This is a genomic window from Acinetobacter sp. A3 (assembly GCF_012371415.1).
In the GTDB taxonomy this organism is placed as follows: Bacteria; Pseudomonadota; Gammaproteobacteria; order Pseudomonadales; family Moraxellaceae; genus Acinetobacter.
Window position 1 is genome coordinate 19,090 of record NZ_JAAZQW010000007.1, and the last position, 24,109, is coordinate 43,198.

At 40.1% G+C, this 24,109-nt stretch carries 25 protein-coding genes and 1 other RNA gene; 18 read left to right on the top strand and 8 right to left on the bottom strand.

Annotation, left to right across the window (positions count from 1 at the left end):
- Positions 1 to 36: 36 nt before the first annotated feature.
- Positions 37 to 483 carry a guanosine-3',5'-bis(diphosphate) 3'-pyrophosphohydrolase gene (locus HHA42_RS03970; protein WP_168525472.1) on the bottom strand — a complete coding sequence of 149 codons (447 nt, stop codon included), beginning with the start codon at positions 481 to 483 and terminating at the stop codon, positions 37 to 39.
- A gap of 128 nt (positions 484 to 611) precedes the next feature.
- Between HHA42_RS03970 and HHA42_RS03975 the strand changes: the two genes are divergently transcribed.
- Positions 612 to 941, top strand: a complete 330-nt coding sequence (locus HHA42_RS03975) for a hypothetical protein (protein WP_168418930.1) — start codon at positions 612 to 614, stop codon at positions 939 to 941.
- A 105-nt stretch (positions 942 to 1,046) separates the two neighbouring features.
- Here the strand turns inward: HHA42_RS03975 and glnG are convergent, their stop codons facing one another.
- Both glnG and glnL read right to left on the bottom strand, forming a co-directional pair.
- Positions 1,047 to 2,525, bottom strand: a complete 1,479-nt coding sequence (glnG, locus tag HHA42_RS03980; RefSeq protein ID WP_168418931.1) for a nitrogen regulation protein NR(I) — start codon at positions 2,523 to 2,525, stop codon at positions 1,047 to 1,049.
- A complete protein-coding gene (gene glnL, locus HHA42_RS03985) occupies positions 2,512 to 3,621 on the bottom strand; it encodes a nitrogen regulation protein NR(II) (RefSeq protein ID WP_168418932.1) in 1,110 nt (369 codons plus the stop codon). Before glnL ends, glnG begins: the two co-directional genes overlap by 14 nt.
- A 349-nt stretch (positions 3,622 to 3,970) precedes the next feature.
- Here glnL and rimO point away from each other — a divergent pair, with 349 nt between their 5' ends.
- The 12 genes from rimO to lpxA all read left to right on the top strand — a co-directional run bounded on the left by rimO (position 3,971) and on the right by lpxA (position 16,349).
- Positions 3,971 to 5,314: a 30S ribosomal protein S12 methylthiotransferase RimO gene (gene rimO, locus HHA42_RS03990; RefSeq protein WP_168525474.1), complete on the top strand. Its 1,344-nt coding sequence runs from the start codon at positions 3,971 to 3,973 to the stop codon at positions 5,312 to 5,314.
- Positions 5,315 to 5,398: 84 nt separating this feature from the next.
- Positions 5,399 to 6,127 carry a UMP kinase gene (pyrH, locus tag HHA42_RS03995; RefSeq protein WP_019836498.1) on the top strand — a complete coding sequence of 243 codons (729 nt, stop codon included), beginning with the start codon at positions 5,399 to 5,401 and terminating at the stop codon, positions 6,125 to 6,127.
- An 88-nt stretch (positions 6,128 to 6,215) separates the two neighbouring features.
- Entirely contained in the window at positions 6,216 to 6,770 is a 555-nt protein-coding gene (gene frr / locus HHA42_RS04000) for a ribosome recycling factor (RefSeq protein WP_004976711.1), read from the top strand.
- A gap of 3 nt (positions 6,771 to 6,773) precedes the next feature.
- On the top strand, positions 6,774 to 7,526 hold the full coding sequence (uppS, locus tag HHA42_RS04005) for a polyprenyl diphosphate synthase (RefSeq protein ID WP_168418934.1): 753 nt from the start codon (positions 6,774 to 6,776) through the stop codon (positions 7,524 to 7,526).
- A 3-nt stretch (positions 7,527 to 7,529) separates the two neighbouring features.
- Positions 7,530 to 8,354 carry a phosphatidate cytidylyltransferase gene (locus tag HHA42_RS04010; protein ID WP_168418935.1) on the top strand — a complete coding sequence of 275 codons (825 nt, stop codon included), beginning with the start codon at positions 7,530 to 7,532 and terminating at the stop codon, positions 8,352 to 8,354.
- Complete coding sequence (gene ispC, locus HHA42_RS04015) at positions 8,355 to 9,551, top strand: 1-deoxy-D-xylulose-5-phosphate reductoisomerase (protein ID WP_168525476.1); 1,197 nt, start codon at positions 8,355 to 8,357, stop codon at positions 9,549 to 9,551.
- A gap of 3 nt (positions 9,552 to 9,554) precedes the next feature.
- Positions 9,555 to 10,910 carry an RIP metalloprotease RseP gene (gene rseP, locus HHA42_RS04020; protein WP_168418937.1) on the top strand — a complete coding sequence of 452 codons (1,356 nt, stop codon included), beginning with the start codon at positions 9,555 to 9,557 and terminating at the stop codon, positions 10,908 to 10,910.
- A 42-nt stretch (positions 10,911 to 10,952) separates the two neighbouring features.
- A complete protein-coding gene (bamA, locus tag HHA42_RS04025; RefSeq protein WP_216076198.1) occupies positions 10,953 to 13,457 on the top strand; it encodes an outer membrane protein assembly factor BamA in 2,505 nt (834 codons plus the stop codon).
- 41 nt (positions 13,458 to 13,498) lie between these two features.
- Positions 13,499 to 13,999: an OmpH family outer membrane protein gene (locus HHA42_RS04030; protein WP_168460293.1), complete on the top strand. Its 501-nt coding sequence runs from the start codon at positions 13,499 to 13,501 to the stop codon at positions 13,997 to 13,999.
- Positions 14,000 to 14,002: 3 nt separating this feature from the next.
- Positions 14,003 to 15,073 carry a UDP-3-O-(3-hydroxymyristoyl)glucosamine N-acyltransferase gene (gene lpxD / locus HHA42_RS04035; protein WP_168418939.1) on the top strand — a complete coding sequence of 357 codons (1,071 nt, stop codon included), beginning with the start codon at positions 14,003 to 14,005 and terminating at the stop codon, positions 15,071 to 15,073.
- Positions 15,074 to 15,078: 5 nt separating this feature from the next.
- Complete coding sequence (gene fabZ / locus HHA42_RS04040) at positions 15,079 to 15,564, top strand: 3-hydroxyacyl-ACP dehydratase FabZ (RefSeq protein WP_168418940.1); 486 nt, start codon at positions 15,079 to 15,081, stop codon at positions 15,562 to 15,564.
- A complete protein-coding gene (lpxA, locus tag HHA42_RS04045; protein ID WP_168460295.1) occupies positions 15,561 to 16,349 on the top strand; it encodes an acyl-ACP--UDP-N-acetylglucosamine O-acyltransferase in 789 nt (262 codons plus the stop codon). Before fabZ ends, lpxA begins: the two co-directional genes overlap by 4 nt.
- Positions 16,350 to 16,442: 93 nt before the next feature.
- Here the strand turns inward: lpxA and HHA42_RS04050 are convergent, their stop codons facing one another.
- On the bottom strand, positions 16,443 to 17,276 hold the full coding sequence (locus HHA42_RS04050) for a YbgF trimerization domain-containing protein (RefSeq protein ID WP_168525478.1): 834 nt from the start codon (positions 17,274 to 17,276) through the stop codon (positions 16,443 to 16,445).
- A 351-nt stretch (positions 17,277 to 17,627) separates the two neighbouring features.
- Here HHA42_RS04050 and ffs point away from each other — a divergent pair.
- An RNA gene (gene ffs, locus HHA42_RS04055) (signal recognition particle sRNA small type) lies at positions 17,628 to 17,724 on the top strand.
- 47 nt (positions 17,725 to 17,771) lie between these two features.
- Here ffs and HHA42_RS04060 read toward each other — a convergent pair.
- The 4 genes from HHA42_RS04060 to HHA42_RS04075 all read right to left on the bottom strand — a co-directional run bounded on the left by HHA42_RS04060 (position 17,772) and on the right by HHA42_RS04075 (position 20,832).
- Positions 17,772 to 18,455 (bottom strand): regulatory protein RecX, encoded by a 684-nt coding sequence (locus HHA42_RS04060; RefSeq protein ID WP_168525480.1) that lies wholly within the window; start codon positions 18,453 to 18,455, stop codon positions 17,772 to 17,774.
- A 79-nt stretch (positions 18,456 to 18,534) separates the two neighbouring features.
- Entirely contained in the window at positions 18,535 to 19,581 is a 1,047-nt protein-coding gene (gene recA / locus HHA42_RS04065) for a recombinase RecA (RefSeq protein ID WP_104851910.1), read from the bottom strand.
- A 143-nt stretch (positions 19,582 to 19,724) separates the two neighbouring features.
- Positions 19,725 to 20,165 (bottom strand): S4 domain-containing protein, encoded by a 441-nt coding sequence (locus HHA42_RS04070; RefSeq protein WP_104851911.1) that lies wholly within the window; start codon positions 20,163 to 20,165, stop codon positions 19,725 to 19,727.
- On the bottom strand, positions 20,158 to 20,832 hold the full coding sequence (locus HHA42_RS04075) for an HAD-IA family hydrolase (RefSeq protein ID WP_168525482.1): 675 nt from the start codon (positions 20,830 to 20,832) through the stop codon (positions 20,158 to 20,160). The genes HHA42_RS04070 and HHA42_RS04075 overlap by 8 nt, the downstream gene beginning before the upstream one ends.
- A 279-nt stretch (positions 20,833 to 21,111) precedes the next feature.
- Between HHA42_RS04075 and HHA42_RS04080 the strand changes: the two genes are divergently transcribed.
- The 4 genes from HHA42_RS04080 to HHA42_RS04095 all read left to right on the top strand — a co-directional run bounded on the left by HHA42_RS04080 (position 21,112) and on the right by HHA42_RS04095 (position 23,775).
- The gene (locus HHA42_RS04080) at positions 21,112 to 21,357 is read left to right on the top strand and encodes a hypothetical protein (protein WP_104851912.1); all 246 of its coding nucleotides are present in this window, start codon (positions 21,112 to 21,114) and stop codon (positions 21,355 to 21,357) included.
- Between the two features lie 370 nt (positions 21,358 to 21,727).
- Positions 21,728 to 21,907: a hypothetical protein gene (locus tag HHA42_RS04085; protein ID WP_168419371.1), complete on the top strand. Its 180-nt coding sequence runs from the start codon at positions 21,728 to 21,730 to the stop codon at positions 21,905 to 21,907.
- Positions 21,908 to 22,128: 221 nt separating this feature from the next.
- A complete protein-coding gene (locus tag HHA42_RS04090; RefSeq protein ID WP_168525484.1) occupies positions 22,129 to 22,977 on the top strand; it encodes a 3'(2'),5'-bisphosphate nucleotidase CysQ in 849 nt (282 codons plus the stop codon).
- Positions 22,978 to 23,040: 63 nt separating this feature from the next.
- Positions 23,041 to 23,775: a histidine phosphatase family protein gene (locus tag HHA42_RS04095; protein ID WP_168419373.1), complete on the top strand. Its 735-nt coding sequence runs from the start codon at positions 23,041 to 23,043 to the stop codon at positions 23,773 to 23,775.
- The last annotated feature ends 334 nt before the right edge of the window (positions 23,776 to 24,109 follow it).

Below are 24,109 nucleotides of genomic sequence, written 5' to 3' on the forward strand. Positions count from 1 at the left end.
ACAATGTTTAAATTAAAGAGGCATCGTTGCATGATGTCAATTATTAATTGCACTTTGTTGCTGCGCTTTTTGCAGAATATCTAAAACTTGTCTGTATTCTTCTAAACGTGCTAAATCTCGTGTTGTTGGATGTGAGATACGCGCAAGATTCATATTGTCTTGCACATCCAATATTTTCACGCTGCGTGCGAGTGAATTACACGCCGTACGCTGTGCGGCTTGGATGCGGGTTTCATGTGGTTGTTTAGTCAGTGCTTGAATCGCTTGAATAATATGTGCTTGAAAGCCCAAGTTGTGCAGGTCTTCTGCCGTAGTGGAGGTATCTTCAAGGATATCGTGTAGCACTGCCACAATTTGTTGATCAGGGTGCTGTAATTGCAGCATTAAGCGTAGCGGATGCAAAATATAAGGTTGACCGCCTTTATCGACCTGACCTGCATGCTGTTGTACTGCCAATGTAATTGCGTTTTCTAGAGTGCTCATGATTTTTTGAAGAAAATTTTTGATGATTATAAGTGGCTGATACCACAAAATATAGCAATTGCTTGCTATGATGCGAACGATATAGCGTATTTTACGCATTTTATTTTTATTTTTGGTGACGACACGCTATGCCATATCAACTGATTGAATTGAATACACCCGCCACAGAAAATTTGCTTTGTCCACATTGTAAGAATGCCGTGATCAATTGGGCTGAAGAGCAATATATTCAGCCTTGTGAGCATACTTTATTTGTGGCAATGGACTTGGGTTTTGAATTCGTGGCAGATGTATTTGAACAGAGTATGCTGCGTAGTGTTGATGATATTCATGCACATGACGATCAGTTGGATATGTGGCAGGAATTGACATCTAGCCAATACCCGCAATATTTAATTTATAAGACTGACTTAGGTGTGCAGGATTTATCTCGTTATATTGGTTTTACTGCTGCCTAATTGACTTGATCTTAAAGCACATCTAAGCCTATAAAAAGGGAAACTCAGGCATTGAGTTTCCCTATGTGATGAAGCATCAGATATCTTTATTGCTGCTTATCTGATTTAGCTCTCAATTTCTTCTTCTACTTCATCATCGGCACTGTCCATACCTAACTCTTTGAGCTTTCGAGTTAGAGTATTGCGTCCCCAACCTAATAGTTCTGCTGCATGGCGTTTACGCCCACGGGTTTGTTGTAGTGCGGCATTAATCAAAGTACGTTCAAACATTGGAATGGCAATATCCAGAAGTTTCATCTCACCATTTTTGAGTTTTTGAACCGCCCATTGACCCAACAATTCATCCCAGTGGTGCATAGACACTCGATCTACCAAGTGCTGTGCAGGATGCTCACCTAATTTTTCAATTGGAATTTGCTTGAGTTCAGTGGGTAAGTCTTCAGGATAGACCTCACGACCTGTAATCATGACTGTTAGCCAACGGCAGGTATTTTCCAGCTGGCGTACATTACCTTGCCAAGGCAGTTGTTGCATGTATTCAACAGTTTCAGGACGCAATATTTTTGGACTCACGCCCAATTCTTTGCCCGCACGTGCCAAAAAGTGTTGCGCCAACATTGGAATATCTTCGCTGCGATGCGCCAGTTTAGGAATGTGAATACGAATGACATTCAGGCGGTGATACAAGTCTTCACGAAAGCGACCATCCTGTACCAGTTTTTCTAAGTCCTGATGCGTCGCTGCAACAATACGCACATCCACTTTGACAGGTATATGCCCACCAACACGGTAAAACTCACCGTCGGCCAAGACACGCAATAAACGGGTTTGAGTTTCAAAAGGCATATCGCCAATTTCATCTAAAAACAGTGTGCCGCCGTTGGCTTGTTCAAAGCGCCCTTGACGTTGCGTATTGGCACCCGTAAACGCACCTTTTTCGTGTCCAAAAAGTTCGGTTTCAATCAAATCTTTAGGAATGGCCGCCATATTTAGCGCAATAAATGGTTTGCTGCTACGTGGTGAGTGGCGATGCAGTGCATGTGCCACCAGCTCTTTACCTGTACCAGATTCACCATTAATCAGCACGGTAATGTGTGATTGTGATAATCGTCCAATGGCGCGGAATACTTCCTGCATAGCAGGCGATTCACCGATAATTTCTGTCGATTGAATTGGCTGTACTGTAGATTTTGCAGATTCTTGCTGTTGTAATTTGGTGATGTGCAAAATCGCTCGGTTAACCAATGCCAAAGCTTCATCAATATCGAAAGGTTTAGGCAGGTATTCAAATGCACCTGTTTGGTAGCTTGAAACTGCTGACTCTAAATCAGAGTGTGCAGTCATAATAATGACAGGTAGGTCTGGGTAGTTTGCTTTGACTTTGGCTAAGAAGGTCAGACCATCCACCCCAGGCATGCGAATGTCGGTCAAAATTACATCGGGTGCATCTTGGCTGAGTTCATCCAGTGCAGATTGAGCCTCTTCAAAACTGGTGACTTCAAAACCTTCTTCTCTAAAGGTTTTTTCCAGTACCCAGCGCATTGCACGGTCATCATCAATCACCCAAATTTTATTTCGCGACATGACTCGCCTCCCAAGGTAAATATAAGCTAAATATTGTTTTTCCTGGAATGGATTGGCATTCAATCATTCCGTTGTGTTGATGCATAATATTTTGTGCGATGCTCAAACCAAGCCCTGTACCGTTAGCTCGTCCAGTCACCAGCGGATAAAACACAGACTCTAAAATGTCTTCAGGCACACCAGGGCCGTTATCTTCAATATCAACACGCACCGTAGAGCGGTTCAGTACACCATTAATGGTGACTAAGCGCTGAATACGGGTTCTTAAAACCAATTCAGGTTGATGCTCGATAAAGAAATCAGCATTTTCAGTCATGGCTTGCACCGCATTGGCACAAATATTCAGCATGACTTGAATCAATTGATCACGGTCTGCCATGACTTCAGGTAAGGAAAGGTCATAGTCACGAATGATTTTTATTTTATTTTTGGTTTGATTGACAATTAAACTGCGTACACGTTCCAAAGGCTCGTGCACATTGACCAATTCATAACTTGGTAATTGGCGTGAACCGAGCATGGTGTCTGCCAAGTTTCTTAAACGATCGACTTCACTAATAATAATGTCAGTAAATTCGTCATATTTTGGGTCATTCAAGCTGCGTGCTAAAAGTTGAGTCGCACCACGGATCCCTGCAAGTGGATTTTTAATTTCATGTGCCACACCGCGAATAAGCTGCCGTGCTACCTGATGCTGCTGAATAAAGTTCTCTTCTTTGGAAATTTTGAGCATCCGATCAATCGGATTTAATTCAATCAGCAATAAGGGATGATAAGGCTTGCCTGAATTTAGCTGTGATGCGGTGTAGTCGACATGAATATCTTTAAAATTGACATTAATTGTTGCTTCACGGCGTGTATAAGGTTGACCCGTTTTGAGTGTGTTTAGAAAAGCCTCTTGAGTATTAAACTCATCATTAGGCATGTGCAGCAAATTTAAAACAGGTTGTCCTGATGCACGAATTAAACTGATGTCAAACAAGGCTTCACACGAAGAATTTAAATAAAAAATATTCAGGTCACGGTCAACCAATAAAATTGCAGTGCTTAAGTTGTCTACCAAAAGGCGGTAGTCAATGCTCTGGGTTTGATCCATTAGCGAATACTTCCTGTATTAAAATAGCGCAAGGGTATTATCATGTAGCAGCCATGTTCCAAATTTGGATCGAAGTGAGGCGAATTAAGCAAAATGCACGCCAACTTTAAGTTTTTAGTGCATTTATCTTCGCAAGTTCAAAAAAATGCGCTGCAACTGGACTGAATTTTCAAGATATAACGGATAACAGAAACACTGTAAATAAAAAATGCATTAAAATGGTGCGATAAATAAATCATTCAGCCTGAATGGTTGTATTTTGGTGCATTATGCAAAGAGTCGGCTATTTCTCTATTTTTATGCAAAGAAAAGTCATACAATACGCGCATTCTAGTGGAGTGCAGATTCTATGAAATCCCCCAAAGTCGGTTTTGTTTCTTTAGGTTGTCCTAAGGCATTGGTAGATTCCGAACGAATTTTAACTCAGTTAAAAACTGAAGGTTACGATGTTGCATCTGATTATGATGGTGCAGACTTAGTTGTTGTCAATACATGTGGTTTTATTGAATCTGCAGTACAAGAGTCCTTAGACGCGATTGGCGAAGCAATGAATGCCAATGGCCGTGTGATTGTGACAGGCTGTTTGGGTAAAGATGAAGACAAGATTCGTCAAATGCACCCGAATGTATTAAAAGTCACAGGCGCGGCAGCGTATCAGGAAGTTATGGAAGCGGTACACCAGTATGTACCTGAGCCGCCAAAGCATAATCCATTCATCGATTTGGTTCCTGAACAAGGCATCCGTTTGACGCCTAAGCATTATGCTTACCTTAAAATTTCTGAAGGCTGTAACCATCGTTGTACCTTCTGTATTATTCCAAGCATGCGTGGTGATTTGGTTTCACGTCCTGTGGGTTCAGTTTTAGAAGAAGCTGCTGCACTCAAACGTGCGGGCGTAAAAGAAGTACTTGTGATTTCTCAAGATACTTCTGCCTATGGTGTAGATACCAAGTACAAATTAGATTTTTGGAATGGTCAGCCGGTTAAAACCAAATTCTATGATATGTGTGAAGCCTTAGGGCAGTTGGGCATTTGGGTGCGTTTGCACTATGTCTATCCATATCCGCATGTCGATGCTGTGATTGACTTAATGGCTCAAGGCAAGATTTTGCCTTATTTAGATATTCCGTTTCAGCATGCCAGCCCGAAAGTGTTAAAGCTAATGAAGCGTCCTGCACACAGCGAAAACACTTTAGAGCGTTTAAAGCTGTGGCGTGAAAAATGCCCTGAGTTAGTTATTCGTTCTACCTTTGTGGTGGGTTTCCCTGGTGAAACAGAAGAAGATTTCCAAATCTTGCTGGATTGGCTCAAAGAAGCGCAACTAGACCGTGTGGGTTGTTTTACCTATTCACCAGTTGAAGGTGCCGCAGCAAACGATTTACCTGATCATGTGCCTGAAGAAATTAAACAAGAACGCTATGAGCGTTTTATGCAGGTTCAGCAAGAAATTTCTGCAGCCAAACTTCAAAAGCGTATTGGTCAAACTATGACGGTATTGGTTGATGATTTGGAAGAGGAATTTCCAGTGGCAGTAGCACGCTCTTATGCCGATGCACCAGAAATTGATGGCAACGTATTTGTAGAAGATATCGACAAGAATTTAATTAAAGCAGGTGATTTGCTTGAAGTTGAAATCACCGATGCCGATGAATACGACTTATTTGCCAAACTGATTCAGGTCAAGTCTGCTTAGGGTTTCTCTGACTAAGATTTCAAGTTGTAAATCAGACGAATTGTAAGAATTTAAAGTTTAGAATTTAGAATTGGAGTAATGACAATGTTAGATTCAAAAAAGCCACGTTATGCACGTATCTTGTTGAAACTATCGGGTGAAGCGCTTGCAGGCAATAAAGACATGGGGATTGATGCGCAAGTGCTCGATCAAATGTCTTTGGCTATTGCACACTTGGTTGGTTTAGGTGTGGAAGTTGGTATTGTTGTGGGCGGTGGTAACTTGTATCGTGGCAGCCAATTACAAAAAGATGGCTTAGTCGGTCGTGTAACTGGTGACCAAATGGGTATGTTGGCAACTGTGATGAATGGTTTGGCCATGCGTGATGCTTTGGTACGCCGTAACATCAAAACTCGTTTAATGTCAGCATTACCAATTGGCACTGTGGTTGAGTCTTACTCAAGCCGAGATGCAATTCGTCACCTGACACAAGGTGAAGTATGCGTATTTGTTGCAGGCACGGGTAATCCATTCTTTACAACAGATACTGCAGCTTGTTTACGTGGTATCGAAATTGAAGCCAACTTAATCTTAAAAGCAACTAAGGTAGATGGCGTTTACAATAAAGACCCAAGCAAATACGAAGATGCTGTGAAATACGACACCTTAACTTTTGACCAAGTTTTAGATGAAAAGTTAGGTGTAATGGATTTAACTGCAATCTGCTTGTGCCGCGACCACAATGTGCCGCTACAAGTATTTGATATGAATAAAGCAGGTGCGTTGCTTTCTGTAGTCATGGGTGAAAAAGAAGGGACTCACGTTACGAACTAATGTACGTGAGCCTGAAAGCTCTTTATACTACAGACTAATTTAACCCTATATTTTGACTCAAATTTTAGAATACAGTAAGGAAGATCTTATGATTAACGATCTTAAAAAAGACAGCGAAGAACGTATGAGCAAGACTTTAGAGTCTTTAGAACATGGTTTTGCCAAAGTGCGTACAGGTCGTGCACATCCATCTATTTTAAATGGTGTGATGGTTTCTTACTACGGTTCCGATGTGCCATTAAACCAAGTTGCTAACATTGGTGTTGAAGATTCACGTACCTTATTGGTTCAGCCATTTGAGCGTTCAATGGTGTCTGCAATTGATAAAGCTATTCGTGAGTCAGATTTGGGTCTAAACCCAATTACAGCAGACGCGATTCGTGTACCACTTGCTGCATTGACTGAAGAAACTCGTCGTGATATGCAAAAAGTGGCGCGTTCTGAAGCTGAAAATGCCAAAGTCGCGATTCGTAACATCCGTCGTGATGTATTGGGCGACATCAAAGCTTTATTGAAAGAAAAAGAAATTTCTGAGGATGATGAGCGCCGTGCAGCAGATGATATTCAAAAAATCACAGACAAATACGTTGCAGAAGTAGATAAGCGTCTTGCTGCAAAAGAAGCTGAGTTGATGAAGGTCTAATCAATGACCACATCTGAAGACTGTTTGTCTTTGCCAAAACATGTTGCCATCATTATGGATGGCAACAATCGTTTTGCAAAAAAAAATCAAATGCAAAAAGGGGAAGGACATCGCTCTGGCAAAGATGTGCTTGACCCGATTGTTGAACACTGTAGAAAAAAACATATTCAAGCTTTAACCGTTTTTGCTTTTTCGAGTGAAAACTGGAACCGTCCACAGTTTGAAGTGGATTTACTCATGCAATTGCTGGAAACCACAATTCATGAGCAACTTCCACGCATGGAAAAATTCAATATTGCCTTACGTTTTATTGGTGACCGTTCACGTTTGTCACCGCATTTGCGCGAGTTAATGTTGCATGCTGAACAAAGGACTGCTAATTTCAATAGCATGACACTCACAATTGCCATTAGTTATGGTGGTATGTGGGATATGGCACAAGCTGCGAAACAAATTGCAGCAGATGTTGTGGCAAATAAAATCGAAATTGAACAGATAGATACACATTTGTTTGGTCAATACGTCAGTCTGGCAGACTTACCACCTGTAGATCTTCTGATTCGTACAGGCGGCGATTTTAGATTGTCCAACTTTCTACTTTGGCAAGCTGCGTATGCTGAATTGTATTTTACCCAAACCTTGTGGCCTGAATTTTGTATAGAAGAATTTGACGATGCGCTGGCCGTATTTGGTGGTCGTGAACGTCGTTTTGGTAAAACTTCTGAGCAAATTCAGCAAGAGAAAATTGAGAATTAATACATGTTAGAGCGGATTATTACCGCATTGGTATTGGTCGCTGTAGTATTGAGTTGCATGTTTGCAACTCAGTCTCATTATCCAATGTTTATGCTGATGATTGTTGCAGCAGGGGTTGCGGGCTATGAGTGGTTCAAACTCATGCCAAGAAAAACAAATTACGTACTCAAGCCTATGGCTTGGGGCTTTGGTGTATTGACTGCCGCTTTGGCAGCGATGGCACTATATTTTAGTGATATTGCCTTATTACTTTGGGCAGCTTCAATTTTTACATGGTTACTCAGTATTTATTGGGTTAAATCTTATCCAGATTATGACGCATGGTATAACCCGAGCTTAAGCTTTATTGGTTTCATTTTAATTTCTGCCGCAGTCACCGCTATTTTTTCAGTTTGGGAAAGCTCACCGTGGTGGTTGATGTACCTATTCCTGTTGGTATGGGGTGCAGACTCTGGTGCTTATTTTGTTGGGCGTAAACTGGGCAAGAAAAAACTTGCACCGAATGTCAGCCCAAACAAGTCCGTAGAAGGCTTATATGGTGGTGTGTTCACTGCTATGCTAATCGTGATTGTGGTTGAGGTGGTATATTTAGACCTGACCTTGGCACAACACATCTTATTCCTGCTTCTTTCAGTCATTACAGTATTTAGCTCAGTATTGGGTGATTTATTTGAATCTATGATCAAACGCCGTGCAGGAATTAAAGACTCTGGACGTGTTTTGCCAGGTCATGGCGGTGTGCTAGATCGTATTGATTCTTTACTTGCGGCAGCTCCAATTTTTGCTGCAGGTATGTATGTTTTAAAACTTATTGGCGTAGATTTATAAATGTCACAAGCTGTTTGTATCTTGGGTGTGACAGGTTCAATTGGACAAAGCACCCTAAAAGTACTGCAACAACATCCTGAGCAGTATTCAGTTTTTGCAGTCACGGCCCATAGCCGAATTCAAGAACTGGTTCAAATATGCAAACAGTACCATCCTAAAGTTGTGGTTGTACCTGCCGCCAAAGTAGATGAATTGCATCAACTGTTTCGCCAAAATCAAATTTCAAATATTGAAATTTTAAGTGATGAAGTGGGGCTAATTGCGGTTGCTGAACATCCTGAAGTGGATGTGGTCATGGCAGCTATTGTAGGTGCTGCAGGCTTATTGCCAACATTGGCAGCAGTTAAAGCAGGTAAGCGTGTATTATTGGCCAATAAAGAAGCATTGGTGATGTCGGGTGATATCATGATGCAGGCAGCACGTGAACATGGCGCTTTGTTGTTGCCAGTAGACTCTGAACATAATGCGATTTTTCAGTGTTTACCTGAACATTATTTACAAGCAGAACGCAATGGACAGCCTAAATTGGGCGTATCGCAAATTTTATTGACTGCTTCAGGTGGTCCATTTTTAAAACATAGCCTAGAAGAATTACAACATGTTACTCCTGCGCAAGCCTGCAAACATCCAAACTGGTCTATGGGACAAAAAATTTCAGTTGATTCTGCAACCTTAATGAATAAAGGGTTGGAATTAATCGAAGCGTGCCATCTTTTTGCAATTTCAGAACATTTTGTTACAGTCGTTGTGCATCCACAGAGTATTATTCACTCCATGGTTCAATATGTGGATGGTTCAACTTTGGCGCAAATGGGTAATCCTGATATGTGTACGCCAATTGCGCATGCTTTGGCATGGCCGCAGCGTATTCAAACGCATGTACCACCATTAGATTTGTTTGTGAATCATCAGCTGGATTTTCAGGCGCCAGATACTACACGTTTCCCAGCCTTAAGTTTGGCACGTCAAGCCATGCAAGAAAGTGGTTTGGCTCCTGCTATTTTAAATGCAGCCAATGAAATTGCTGTCGATGCTTTTTTAAAGCAACAGATTCGTTTTACCGAAATTGCGACAGTGGTTGAGCATACATTGAATCAGATACAAAATTCAGCCGCTGAAAGCATTGAGCTGATTTTGCAGGCAGATCAAAACGCTCGTGCGATTGCACAGCATTTTGTATTAAATAAAGGAAGCTAAAGCATGAGTGCCTTATTTATTGTGGTTGCTGCGATTCTTTTGCTTGGCCCTTTAATTGCAATACATGAATTTGGGCACTATTTTGTTGCACGTAAGCTTGGTGTCAAAGTTTTAGTATATTCCATTGGCTTTGGACCAACTATTTTAAAATGGACTTCTAAAAAGTCGGGTATTCAATATCAGCTTTCGGCATTGCCTTTAGGTGGCTATGTCAAAATGCTAGATGAGCGTGAAGAAAGCGTTGCTGAAGAAGACCTACCTTATGCTTTTAACCGTCAGCATCCGTGGAAACGGATTGCAATTGTGGCAGCAGGGCCGCTCATTAACTTGGTTTTTGCCATTTTATTGTTTTGGGTTTTATTTTTACCTGCTCAAGAGCAGCTGAATACGCGCGTAGGTAAAGTATTGGCAGACACACCTGCAGCAGCTGCACAAATGCAAGTAGGTGATAAAATCACAGCCATTGATGGTACATCTGTAAGTACGTGGGAAAAACTTAACTTTGCTCTAGTTGATCGTGTGGGTGAAACAGGCAATATTCAGGTAAAGGCTGAACGTGCAGGTGAAATCAAAACCTTTAATCTTCCGATTCATAATTTTATTAACGATCAATCTCAGTCGCCTTTAGATGTACTGGGTTTTACACCTTATCGTCCACAAATTCCAGCTATTGTCAGCAAATTAAGTGAAGATGGTGCAGCGATTCGTCAAGGCATGAAAGAGGGCGATCAAATTGTGGCAATTGATGGCGTAAAAATGAATGACTGGTACGACGTGGTACAAGTGGTTCAGGCATCGCCAGAAAAATTACTGAAAGTTGATGTGCTCCGCAATAATCAAATACAGCAACTGGAAGTCATGCCGCAAGGTAAACGCGATAACATGGGTAATGTTTCGGGTGTATTGGGTGTGCAAAGCGATCCTGGAAAAATTGTAATTCCAGATGACTATAAGCAAACCATTCAGTATAGCCCAAGCGAAGCATTATTGATGGCTGTAGATAAAACAGGTCAGCTATCAAGCATGATTCTGAACTCTATTGTCAAAATGGTACGTGGTCTAATTGGTTTAGATAACTTATCTGGCCCAATTACCATTGCCAAAGTAGCAGGACAAAGTGCAGAGATGGGGTGGCAAACCTTCATTTCCTTTATGGCACTCATGAGCGTAAGCTTAGGAATTCTAAATTTATTGCCAATTCCAATGTTGGATGGCGGACATTTAGTTTATTATTTTATCGAGCTGATTCGTGGTAAACCTGTTTCTGAACAAATACAATTAGTTGGTTTGAAAATTGGTATGGTACTGCTTGGAAGTATGATGCTTCTGGCATTATTTAATGACATTATGCGTTTATAACAACGTAGATACGAAATAAATTTAACATTGGAAAAGACTGGCATGCAGCACACACATTTATTTATGCCCTTGGCACTCATCAGTGCAATGGCGGCAACACAACAAGTATATGCAGCAGATGAATTCATTGTACGAGATATAAAAATAGATGGTCTTGTTCGTTTAACGCCAGCCAATGTCTATGGAATGATTCCAGTCAATAGTGGTGATCGGGTCAATGAGGCCGTTTTAGCCAATGCGATTCGCTCACTGTATGCCACAGGTTTGTTTGATGATATTCAAGCTACGCGTGAATCAGACACGCTGGTTTTTAAAGTGGTTGAACGTCCAATCATTTCTAAAGTTGAATTTAAGGGCAATAAACTGATTCCAAAAGAAGCATTGGAAGATGGTTTAAAGAAAATGGGCGTGGCTGAAGGTGAAGTGCTAAAAAAATCTGCATTGCAAACTTTAGAGTCTGAGCTTGAACAGCAATATATGCAGCAGGGTCGTTATGATGCAGATGTGCGCGTCATCACCACGGCACGTCCTAATAACCGTGTAGATTTAACCGTTGAGTTTGTTGAAGGTAAAGCCGCTAAAGTGGTGGATATCAACATCATTGGCAATACGGTTTTCAAAGAAAGTGAAATTAAACAGGCTTTTGCGGTAAAAGAAAGTAGCTGGAGTTCAATAGTTACCCGTAATGACCGCTATGCACGCGAAAAAATGGCGGCAAGTCTTGAAGCATTGCGAGCTCTATACCTCAATAAAGGTTACATCAACTTCAATATTACCAATTCAAGTTTGAACTTGAGCGAAGATAAAAAGCATATCTTTGTTGAAGTGTCTGTAGATGAAGGTGAGCAATTTAAGTTCGGTGAGAGTAAATTCTTGGGAGATGCGTTATATAAGCCTGAAGAACTGACCGCACTGCAAATTTACAAAGATGGTGAAACCTATTCACAAGAAAAAGTGAATGCAGTAAAACAATTGTTGCTGCGTAAATATGGTAATGCAGGCTATTACTATGCCGAAGTCAATATTGTTCCGCAAATTGACAAAGAAACCAAACTTGTCGATTTAAACTACTACATTAACCCAGGTCAGCAAGTAACTGTGCGTCGTATTAACTTCGCAGGCAACAGCAAAACTGCCGATGAAGTTTTACGTCGTGAAATGCGCCAAATGGAAGGTGCATTGGCAAGTAATGAAAAAATTGACTTGTCCAAAGTGCGTTTAGAACGTACTGGCTTCTTTAAAACGGTTGATGTTAAGCCAGTGCGTATTCCAAATGTGCCAGACCAAATTGACTTAAATGTAAATGTAGAAGAACAGCACTCAGGTACCAGTACCTTAGCGGTCGGTTTCTCTCAAAGTGGTGGTGTGACATTCCAGGCAGGTTTAAGTCAAACTAACTTCTTGGGTACAGGTAATGCTGTTTCGATTGATTTATCACGTTCTGAAACGCAAGACTATTATAACCTGAGTGTGACTGACCCATACTTTACCATTGATGGTGTACGTCGTGGTTATAACATGTACTACCGCAAAACCAAGTTGGATGATGACTATAACGTTAACAACTATGTGACAGACAGTTTTGGTGGTGGTATTAACTTTGGTTACCCAATTGATGAGAACCAAAGTATTAGTGCAGGTTTAAACATTGACCAAACTGAAGTGACTACAGGGCCTTATGTTTCGACTTATGTGGCAGATTATTTAGAAAGAAATGGCGGGAAAGAAACAGTAAAAGGTGACCATTGTCCAGGTGCAATAGAGGCAACATCTGGGCAATGCGTAGATAAAGATGGCGTGCCAATTAAGACAATTACGTATGGTAAAGAGTTTAAAGGAGACTTCCTAACTTATAACTTAAATTTAGGCTGGTCATATAACACTTTAAACCGTCCGATTTTCCCAACCAATGGTATGTCGCATCGTGTTAATGCTGAAATTGCCTTACCGGGCAGTGATGTAGAATTTCAAAAAGTCACTTATGATGCTCAAGCTTACTTTCCATTAGGTAAAGATTTTGTCTTACGTGGCTATGGTAAGATAGGTTTTGGTAATGATTTGCCGTTCTATAAAAACTTCTATGCAGGTGGTTATGGTTCGGTGCGTGGTTACGACAACAGTACCCTAGGACCAAAATATCCAGGCGTATATTTCTCTGATACGGAACAATCAGATCTATCTCCAGAAGAAGTGGGTGGTAATGCCTTAGTACAATTTGGTACAGAATTGGCTCTACCAGTGCCATTTAAAGGGGATTGGACACGTCAAGTTCGTCCAGTGATTTTTGCAGAAGGCGCACAAGTTTTTGATACTCAGTGTAATGTTTCTGATTCAAATATTTTTGTGAATGGGGCTTCTGTGAATGCGAAGCAATATTGTAAAGACAACTACGGCTTTGACTTCGGCGAGATGCGTTATAGCGTGGGTGTAGGCTTTACTTGGATTACCATGATTGGTCCATTGTCACTTAGCTATGCATATCCATTGAATGATAAACAAGGCGATGACACCAAAAATATCCAATTTGAAATTGGTCGTACTTTCTAAGTACGACCCAAATTGGATCGTTTAAACACAGGATGTAGCACATGAAAAAAACAATATTGAGTTTGGCATTGTTTGGTTTGTCTAGCATGGCTGCTGTGGCGCATGCTGCAGGTTATGGTGTGGTGAGCTTGGAACGTGTTGTTGAAAGCAGCAGTTATCTCAAACAGCAAAATTTGGCATTGCAACAATCAGTTAAACCGCAAACCACTAAACTTGAGCAATTGGCCAAAGAGTTAGAAACCATGCAGCAGCGTGCGCAACAATCTAACAATTTATCTGATGCTGAAAAGCAGAAAATGAATACCCAATTCCAAGCCAAGCTAAAAGAATTTAATGGTTTGCAGCAAGTTGTACAAACCCGTGTTCAGGCAGAATTGCAGAAAATTAACGATGGTTTTGAAACACGTTTGAAGCAAATTGCTGAACAATTGCGTAAAGAAAATGGTTTAGATGTGGTTTTGAATAAAAACTCAGCACTTGCCTATGACCCGAAGCATGATTTAACTGATAAAATGATTCAAAAGGTTAACGCAATTAAATAATCAATGAGTTCTCAATATTATCGCTTAGAAGACATTGCTGCTCTAGTTCAAGGTCAATACATTGGACAGGCCGATTTACGTTTGCGAGGTTTGGCAAGCCTTGAGTGTGCTCAAGCAGATCAACTTACATTCGTAAATGGCGATAAGTATTTAGCACAAGCACGTAGCTCCCAAGCGGGGGCTTTTATTGTGACTGCTCAACTGCAAGCTGAGTTAGACAACCATCATAACTTTATTGTGGTGGATAACCCGTATTTGGCTTTTGCAATTCTGACTCATGTGTTTGAGCGCAAACATACTCAACGTGGTATTGAAAGCACTGCACAAATTCATCCATCTGCCATGATTGCCGATAGTGCCTATATTGGTCATTATGTGGTGATTGGTGAAAACTGTGTTGTGGGTGACAATACGATTGTGCAATCGCATTGTAAAATTGATGATTTTGTTGAAATTGGTCAACAGTGTTTTATCGATTCTCACGTGACCTTAACAGGTGAGGCTAAACTGGGGGATCGGGTACGTATTCATGCCAACACGGTAATTGGTAGTGAAGGCTTTGGCTTTGCGCCTTATCAGGGAAAATGGCATCGTATCGCACAACTCGGTTCAGTCATTATTGGCAACGATGTCCGTATTGGCTCGAACAGCAGCATCGACCGTGGCGCATTAAACGATACAATTTTGGAAGATGGCGTCATTGTTGATAATCTTGTGCAAATCGCACATAACGTCAAACTTGGTGCACATACCGCAATTGCGGCAAAGACTGCCGTTGCAGGAAGTGTGACGATTGGCAAAAACTGTATCATTGGTGGTGGAAGTGCAATTTCAGGGCACTTAAATATTGCCGATAATGTGACTTTGACGGGAATGTCAATGGTCACAAATAATATTTCTGAAGCAGGGAAATATTCTTCAGGTATTGGCTTGTTTGAAAATCAAAAGTGGAAACGTACCGTTGTGCGTCTCAGACAATTAGCAGATGTGCCATTGACCCAATTGGTGAAAAGACTTGATGATATGCAATCTCAAATTGAGTCCCTTGAATCAACTTTTAAATTGCGTAAATAATTATGATGACTGAGTCGAATTCTAGCACCTTCACTAAACCTGAATTGCCAATGCACATTCAAACTATTCGTGAATATTTACCCCATCGTTATCCATTTTTATTGGTCGATCGCATTGTCGAAGTGACTGATAACGGTATCGTGGGTTATAAAAATGTATCTATTAACGAAGAATTCTTGCAAGGCCACTTCCCGAATTATCCGATCATGCCTGGCGTTTTAATCGTTGAAGCATTGGCACAAGTGTCGGGTATTCTAGGTTTTATCATGAATAATGAGAAACCAAGCGCAGGTTCACTGTTTCTTTTTGCAGGCGCAGAAAAAGTTCGATTTAAAAAACAAGTCGTTGCAGGCGATCAACTTGTATTAAAATCGGAATTAGTTATGCAAAAACGAGGCATTTACAAATATAATTGTATCGCCACCGTTGATGGCGTTGTCGCAGCAACCGCGGAAATTATGGTTTCGCATCAGAAAACAGAGCAAGCATGAGCAATAACCCACTCATTCACCCAACCGCTATAATTGACTCATCTGCAGTAATTGCTTCAGATGTGACAATTGGACCATATTGTATTGTTGGCCCAAATGTAACGATTGGTGAGGGTACAAAACTTCATTCACATGTGGTGATTGGGGGTTATACCCGTATTGGTCAGCACAATGAAATCTTCCAGTTCGCAAGCGTAGGCGAAGTCTGCCAAGACTTGAAATATGCGGGCGAGGAAACTTGGTTAGAAATTGGTGATCACAACAAGATTCGTGAACATTGCAGTCTGCATCGTGGTACGGTACAAGATAACAGCCTGACCAAAATTGGTAGTCACAATCTACTCATGGTGAATACGCATATTGCTCACGACTGTATGGTGGGTGATCACAATATTTTTGCCAATAATGTTGGCGTGGCAGGCCATGTGCATGTGGGTGATTATGTAGTTGTGGGTGGAAACTCGGGTATTCATCAGTTCTGTAAAATTGATTCTTTCAGCATGATTGGTGGTGCATCACTTATTCTTAAAGATGTACCTGCATATGTAATGGTGTCTGGTAATCCTGCACATGCGTTTGCAATGAATGTGGAAGGCATGCGTCGTAAAGGTTGGTCGAAGGATGTGATTCAAGGTCTTCGAGAAGCCTTTAAACTGATTTATAAATCTGGATTAACGACAGAGCAGGCCATTCAACAAATTCGTGATGATATTTTGCCAAATGTGGCAGAAGCACAGCGTTTGATTGATTCTCTGGAACAGTCTGAACGTGGTATCGTACGTTAAGATATAAATTTGTTTAATGCTCATTGCATCAAAAAATTAAAAGACATCCTCGGATGTCTTTTTTTATTGGCTTAAATTTGCAATAGCTTAAGTTTATTTTACGAAGCCTGCTTCTTCAGATTGAGGATATTGACTGAGAATTTTGCTTCTATATTGGCCTGCTAAAGCAGGTTTATGGTCAACATCTTTGGCAATACTATATAAGCGGTATAAAGCACTGGCAGCTTTTGCAGATTGCGGGTATTTAGTTGCTACAATTTCAAAATTCTTTTTAGCTTCCGTGTAATTGGTAGGTTCAATTGCTAAATTAAACTCAGCCAACCAGAAGTAAGCATTACTGATATACACGCTGTCTGGATGGTTTTTAATGAAATTTTGCATGGGTGCAATGGCTTTTTTGGCCCCACCTTGCTTATAAGCATCTAGTGCGATGGTATATGCTGCTTTTTCCTGCTCAATATTGGCATTTAAGCCTTGTGCCGTTGGTGTCGCATTGTTTGCAGACTGAGGCGCTGGAATGTTTAACTGGTTGTTACTGGGGCTGGGAGAGCTATCCTTTTGGTTATCCTCCTCAGACATTGGTGCAGACTCAGGATCGACTTTTTGCTGTAGTAATTCTAAGCGTTGATCTAAATCTGTATAACGGTTTTGTAATTCGTGCTTGAGCTGTGAAATTTCATTTTCCTGCTCTTCCATTTTGCCACGTAATTGACGGATATCATTTTCTAATTGTTGATTTTTTTGCATTAATTGCCAATTTACATTGGTAGGAACATTGGCTGTTCCCATGTTTGTTGTCCCGATTGCGGGGCTGTTGGCATAGTTGGCACTGCTTTGGCTAAGGTTGTGACTTTCAATTGGAATATTAGCAAATACAGATGTAGAGCACAGTAGGGCAAGGGCACAGAGTGCATGCTTTTTTAGCATAGTTGAATATCCATTTAAATCTTGTGTGAATTGCGCACCCCTATATGAAAAGGCACAATCCGTTAATCTTGTCATTTTGACATTTAAAACGTCCGTGCAGGGAAATGCAATAAGCTTTTACAAACTTATTATCAATCTGTGCTGATTGTGAATTTGATATATCTAAACCAAGTAAATTTAATTTGAATGGTATGCTGTTAAAGCAAGAGGTTTGATTTTGTCACTATAAATACATCAAATTGATTGAGTTGTTTTTAAAATAATCAAATGGATAGCTTTAACGCAGGAAATTTTGTTCAACACTTGCAAGTTTGCTAAAAATCTCTATACTCTGTTTTGCAATGGTAGCCCTGCCGGTTACTTCGCAATTGTACTCTACGAACCCCGTCAGGACCGGAAGGTAGCAGCGGTAGTAGAACTATGATGTGCCGAAGTCTTGCTGGTAGGGTTGCCACCAGATTTAAAAATTATAATTATTTATCTTCTTTATTCAATTTAAAATTCTTGTTCCTGTCTACGAATTGCTTTCATAATCGCATCCATATCAAAACCTCGATATTGTAAAAACCGAATTTGTTTGGCTTTTAGTTTTGGTTCTTTGGCAACCTCTGTGCCGAATTTTTTCACTTTGAGTTGATAGGCCTGTTCTGTCCAATCGGTTTCTTTGAGTTCTTCTGAGATCAAAGCTGTATCTACTTTTTTATTTTTAAGTGCCATTTTTATGCGATTTGGCCCTTTGCCTTTGCGTTTCTGACTGGCCAAGAGCATTTCTGCAAGACGCTGATCACTTTGATAATTTTCTTGTGCTAATTCATTGACTAATGCAATCACTTCCTCGCGGTTGTCTGCATAGAGTGCTAATTTTTCAATTAAGTCATTTTTAGAATATTCTTTGCGTGTGAGCACGGCAAAGGCATAACTGCGTAAACGAGAACCTGTAAGCCCTGGACGTTTTGTTTGTTGTGTTTGATCGTTGCTTGCACCTTCATCTTCATAAGCTACTGCATCTTTATGATCGCTATTATTTTGAGACAGTGGTTGGATATGAGTGGAAGTAAAACGTAGTGTAGCGTCTGTATCTTGATGCGTATGCACGGTTTGCGATGTCGCTGCATCCTCGCCAAATTGTTGTTTTAAGGCTGCGTAATCAATCAGTTTGGGAAATTTGGGCTCAGACATAATAAGGGGCATCCATATACAATAAAACGCCCCGTAGAGCGTTTTATTTAAATCGGTCTGTGTTCATCTTACTGCATGCTTAAACATCAAGTAAGTCAAACTCTTCTTCGTCTTTATCTTCTACTGGGGCAGCTTGACCTGTAGTCAACAGTTGTTCACGAATAATCGCTTCAATGCCTTTTGCAAGCTCAGGATGCTCTTCAAGGTGGCGAATGGTGTTGTTTTTACCTTGACCAATTTTATCGCCTTGATAAGAGTACCAAGCACCTGCTTTTTGTACGATATTTTGTTGAACGGCTAAATCGACCAACTCGCCCAAGTGGTTAACGCCTTTACCATAAAGAATTTGGAATAACGCTTCTTTAAATGGAGGTGCCATTTTATTTTTAACGACTTTAACTTTGGTTTCTGAACCAATAATTTCGTCACCTTCTTTAACCTGACCTACACGACGAATATCTAAACGAACAGAGGCATAGAATTTCAGTGCGTTACCGCCCGTGGTCGTTTCAGGGCTACCAAACATTACACCAATTTTCATACGAATTTGGTTAATGAAAATCACCATACAGTTCGAGCGTTTAGCATTACCCGTGATTTTACGTAAGGCCTGACTCATTAAACGTGCTTGTAAGCCCATGTGTGAGTCACCCATTTCGCCTTCAATTTCGGCACGAGGGGTTAAGGCTGCAACGGAGTCGACAACAATCAGGTCAATTGCACCTGAACGTACCAACATATCTGCAATTTCAAGGGCTTGTTCACCATTGTCAGGCTGAGATACCAATAAGTTGTCAATATCTACACCAAGTTTACGTGCATATTGAGGGTCAAGTGCGTGTTCGGCATCAATAAAGGCACAGGTTCCACCTGCTTTTTGACACTCTGCAATAGCTTGCAGAGTCATAGTAGTTTTACCTGATGATTCAGGACCGTAAATTTCAATGATACGGCCTTTAGGTAAACCGCCAATGCCCAAGGCGATGTCTAGGGTCAATGAGCCTGTAGATACTGCTTCTACCGCTTGCACAGTGTTGTCGCCTAGACGCATCACAGTGTTCTTGCCAAATTGCTTTTCAATCTGGCTTAAAGCGGCATTCAGCGCCTTGCTTTTATTCTCATCCATCTTACAACCTCAATACGATGTCACTAAATAATATACTTAAGTGGATGTATTTACTTAAATCGTTTCCACGTGCATATAGTGACAGAATTTGTCCTGTAGTTCTATTTATATCACGAGCTGTACGACAGCCTGTGACGCTCTATTTAATCATCATTATATGACCAAAATTGGTCAAATTGCTGATCATTCTCTTGTTTAAATCTGCTGATGTCACGACGGTCTTTTTTACTTGGTCGATGATCAGGGCGTGCTAGATTATGCAACTTTCTTTGGGTGGCAATCAATTCCCTGCGCGCAATACTCACTTCAGTTTCTTCATAAAGTTGTTGTGCGATAGGAGCAGGGCCACGTACTCCTGACAGGGCTTTGACCAATACCGTTTTTTTATCAAAGCCTTGTTGAATAGTCAGTTCAGTACCTACACGAATTTCTTTGGAAACTTTCACGCGTTCGCCATTGTGATGAACTTTACCGCCTTCAATGGCCGCTTTTGCAATAGAGCGGGTTTTAAAAAAACGTGCAGCCCATAGCCATTTATCAATTCGGATGCTTTCGATTGCTTCGTGTGACGAAGTTTTAGGCATATTTTTGAGTGTCCTCAAATTGTTCTAAGACAGGAATTAAATCTGTTAATTGGTGCAGCATAGGGTAATTACAAGTCTGGCGAGCAGGCTTTGCCGAAGAAGGCTGAGCAATACTTAACAAGCGACCAATGCCAAAGCTTTTGGCACCATTTAACACTTTTTCAGTGTCATCTATAAAATAGCAGTCTTCGGCTTGAAAAGGATGCAACTGTTGTAACTTTTGCCAAAATTCAATCCGTTCTTTGGCGTAACCAATACTCTCAGAGCTAACAATAACTTCAAAATAATGCGCTAAACCTGTATGCGCTAATTTAAAATCTAAGCCTGCGCAGTCGGCATTAGTTGTGAGCCAAAGTCGGTAGCCCTTATTTTTTAAGTAGTCTAATAGTTCAATTGCCTGTGGACGCAAGGTGACTTGGTTTTTGTATTCAAGTTGCATGGCAAGCATGTCAATTCCAACCTTTGCAGTCCAAAAGCTGGATGAGTACCATTCGAGGGTGTGACTATGTGCCTGATAAAAATCATATAAAATTTCTTTACTGCGTGCTAAAGAACAGCCATGAACTTCTGCATAACGAATAGGCAGTTGTTCATTCCAGATAAAATCATCATAAGCGAGGTCTAACAGTGTGCCATCCATGTCAAACATGATGATATTTTTTTGCATTGAGCTACCCTGAAATATTGCCAATAGGTAAAGTAAACAGGCTCATTTAAGCATGCTTGGCGAATAACACAAAATACTGTCCGATTATTTGAGGTTTTATGTTAGGCTGAATGTGTGAAATTTATGCAGTTTTGAATTTGAAATTCTAAGATTCAGTCAATTTTTTAAAATCTTACTGTAGCGTTCACAAAAACTATTTTTTTGACATAGTGCTGTATTTTTTAAACTGTATAAGCGTAGCAATAGAATGCAAAACTTAGCTTAATTAGGGAGTCAGCTATGGCTGAACAACAGTATTTAGATTTGAAGTATTTAGATAAGCAGTTAGATGAATTTGAGAAAAAGAAGAAAAAAATTAAGAAAATGCGTATAGGGTATAAACTATTTACGCATTTGATGGGAGATGAAAAATTTGCTCATCATGTTTCAGAGTCTGCTTTAAACCCTGATAAACGCAGTTACCGTAAAGTTAAAATTAAAATCACGTCAGATGAAGGTGAATTGACTTTCCTTGAAAAAGATTAAACGCTTTTAAAAGCATATATTTTTTATATGTACAAATTTGTGTACATAAATAAGAGCCTGATATTTTTATATCAGGCTTTTTATTTGATGGGTTTGTGATTTAAGACATAAATTTGACCTAACACTGCTGATTAATCTTTGTGATCAAGCAAAATGCACAAAGCTGTCATAATTATTATTTAAGCTTCAAGTTACCAAAGTGAAATCATCATGCTTTATAGTGATTATTCTTAGTATGGGTTCTGTATATAAATGTGAATTATCACATGCAAATGTTACGTTTTAACTATCAAAATTGGCATGAATGTGACAGAGTGATCGCTGATAATAATCACAATTTTTAGTCATTAAATAAAATAAAGGAACTGTGATGTCTATTTTAGGAATTGCCATTACTACGATTTTAGGACTTTTAGGTATTGCTGCAATTATTCTCGGTTTTATTGGTGGCGAAACTTATTTGGTGATTGTGGGAATTTTATTAGTGGTAAGTGGCGGATTGGCTTTATCAATGTTTAAGAAAAGTTTATCCAATCCATTTAAAGATTAATCGGATATTTACATTTTTTTATTTATAGATATTGCAAACAAGAAATTATATTTTAGATAAATGATTTTCATAAAATATACGTCAGTGTGAACATTAATGAATTGGTCATAAGCGCTAAATAAATTTAGGGTTTTAGACATCGCATAGCTCATAAATTTTATTACAATAGAACCCATGTAATGCGTAAGAAGTGTCAAAATGACACTGATCAAGGATAATCTATGTTTATAAAAACAACGCAACCGCAGCATGCACTGATTGAGCAGTTGCTTCCCGTGATGGTGCAAGCATGTGACATTCTCAATCAGGAGTTTCAGCAATATTGCTCGGGTGCGACATTTGATGTAGAGAAAAAAAACGACAATTCACCTGTTACTCAAGCAGATTATCGAGTAAATCATTATTTAACGCAGGCTTTGGCTGAAATTTCTACTTTGCCGTTGCTGTCAGAAGAAGGTGAGCAAAGCCAACGGCAAGCATGGCATGAGTTTTGGTTGCTTGATCCTTTAGATGGAACCAAAGAGTTTTTACACCAACGCCCTGAATTTACAATTAACCTGAGTCTAATTCGTGGTGCGGTAACGACTTTTGCAGTGTTAGCAGTACCTGGGGAACACAATATTTACTTTTGCCCAGAACAAGGCATGCCGTTGAAATATCATATTTTGACGCAGCAGTGGTATGTGTATCAAGCAAATGATCATACAACATCAATTTTGAATATAGGCCTAAGTCATAGCAGTCAAAGCAAACCACAGTACAGCGCATATTTACAGGCTTTGGCAGAGTTGACCGAGTATGTAGAGTTAAAAGCAGGTAGTGCCTACAAATTTTGTATGATTTTGGAAGACCGTGTCGATATTTATCCGCGTTTTCACCCAACTTCAGAATGGGACACCAGTGCAGGACAATGTTTATTGGAGCGAATTGGTGGAGGCTTAGTCGATTTTCAAGGTCGTGCATTTTTATATAATCAGCGTGATACCTTGCTTAATGGCGGTTTTATTGCCTATAAAAATGCCAAGATGAAGCAGATTGCTTTGCAGGCACTAGGACTTATGGCGAAGTGAGATTGAGCAAAGTGCTGAACATGGTATAGTGTCAGCTAACCAATTTAAAATTTTGGCTAGATCATGGCATTAGAATTACTCCCTGCAAGTATGCTTAAAGCAATTGATTTATTGCCTGATGCTCAGACTCCTGTAACTTTATTTACTCGTCATTCTATACGTGAAATTGTGGTGGGTCAGGGGTTGGCAGGCTATAACTTGCAATTGACTGAGCAAGGGCGTGATCTGGCGGAAGCTTGGGGCGGTTACTTGGTTGGAAATACAGACCGTGTGATTCAGCATTGTATTTCAAGTCCAATTCAACGTTGTGTCGATACCGCTGCTTTGATGATTCAAGGCGCAGATGGTATTACCCTTGAGCCGAATACCCATCATATTGAAATTGTAGAGCAGGGCTTATTGGTGGAGCCGGGCAGTTTTGTCTTGGACATTAAACAGGCGGGCCCATATTTTCAGAAGCAAGGTGCTTTGGGTTTTATTAATAGCTTTGTGAATAATGCTTTGCCTGGCATGAAGCATCCAATACATGGCGTGGTGGATGTGCTTGAACTGATTTATAACACGCATCCAACCAATCAATATGGTCTTAGTTTGGCCGTAAGTCACGACACAATTTTAGCTGCAATTATTGCCGTTATTTCTGGACGAAATGAAGTTACCCAAAGCGATTGGCCTGACATGATGGAAGGGCTTTTTGTCTGGTTTGAGGGCGATGAGTTCTTGGAATCTAAATTAAAATGGATTTGGCGTGGTCAAATTCATACTTTAGATATCTCACAATTTCGGCAAAAAGTTTAGACAAAACGCTGTTTATATCTGAAGTGCATACATGGCTAAAATATAGCTACAGTTCGAATCATGAATTATTGCGGATACGAATTCTTATTGCCTTAGACATTCCTCATACCGTTCGTCTAAAACCTAAAAATATTCAAAAATTTTTCTCTTATTTTCTTTTATCACTTTTTATTTAGATTGTTGACTCGGTCAAAAATCAGGGTTCAATACGTGCGCTATTGTTAAATTATTTACGCCAATTTTTAAGAAAAAATAACAAGTTTATTGCTTTGAGTTAAATGCTGCATTTTTCAGTAGATTGCATAAATTTTATAACCTTATTAATATGATTTTA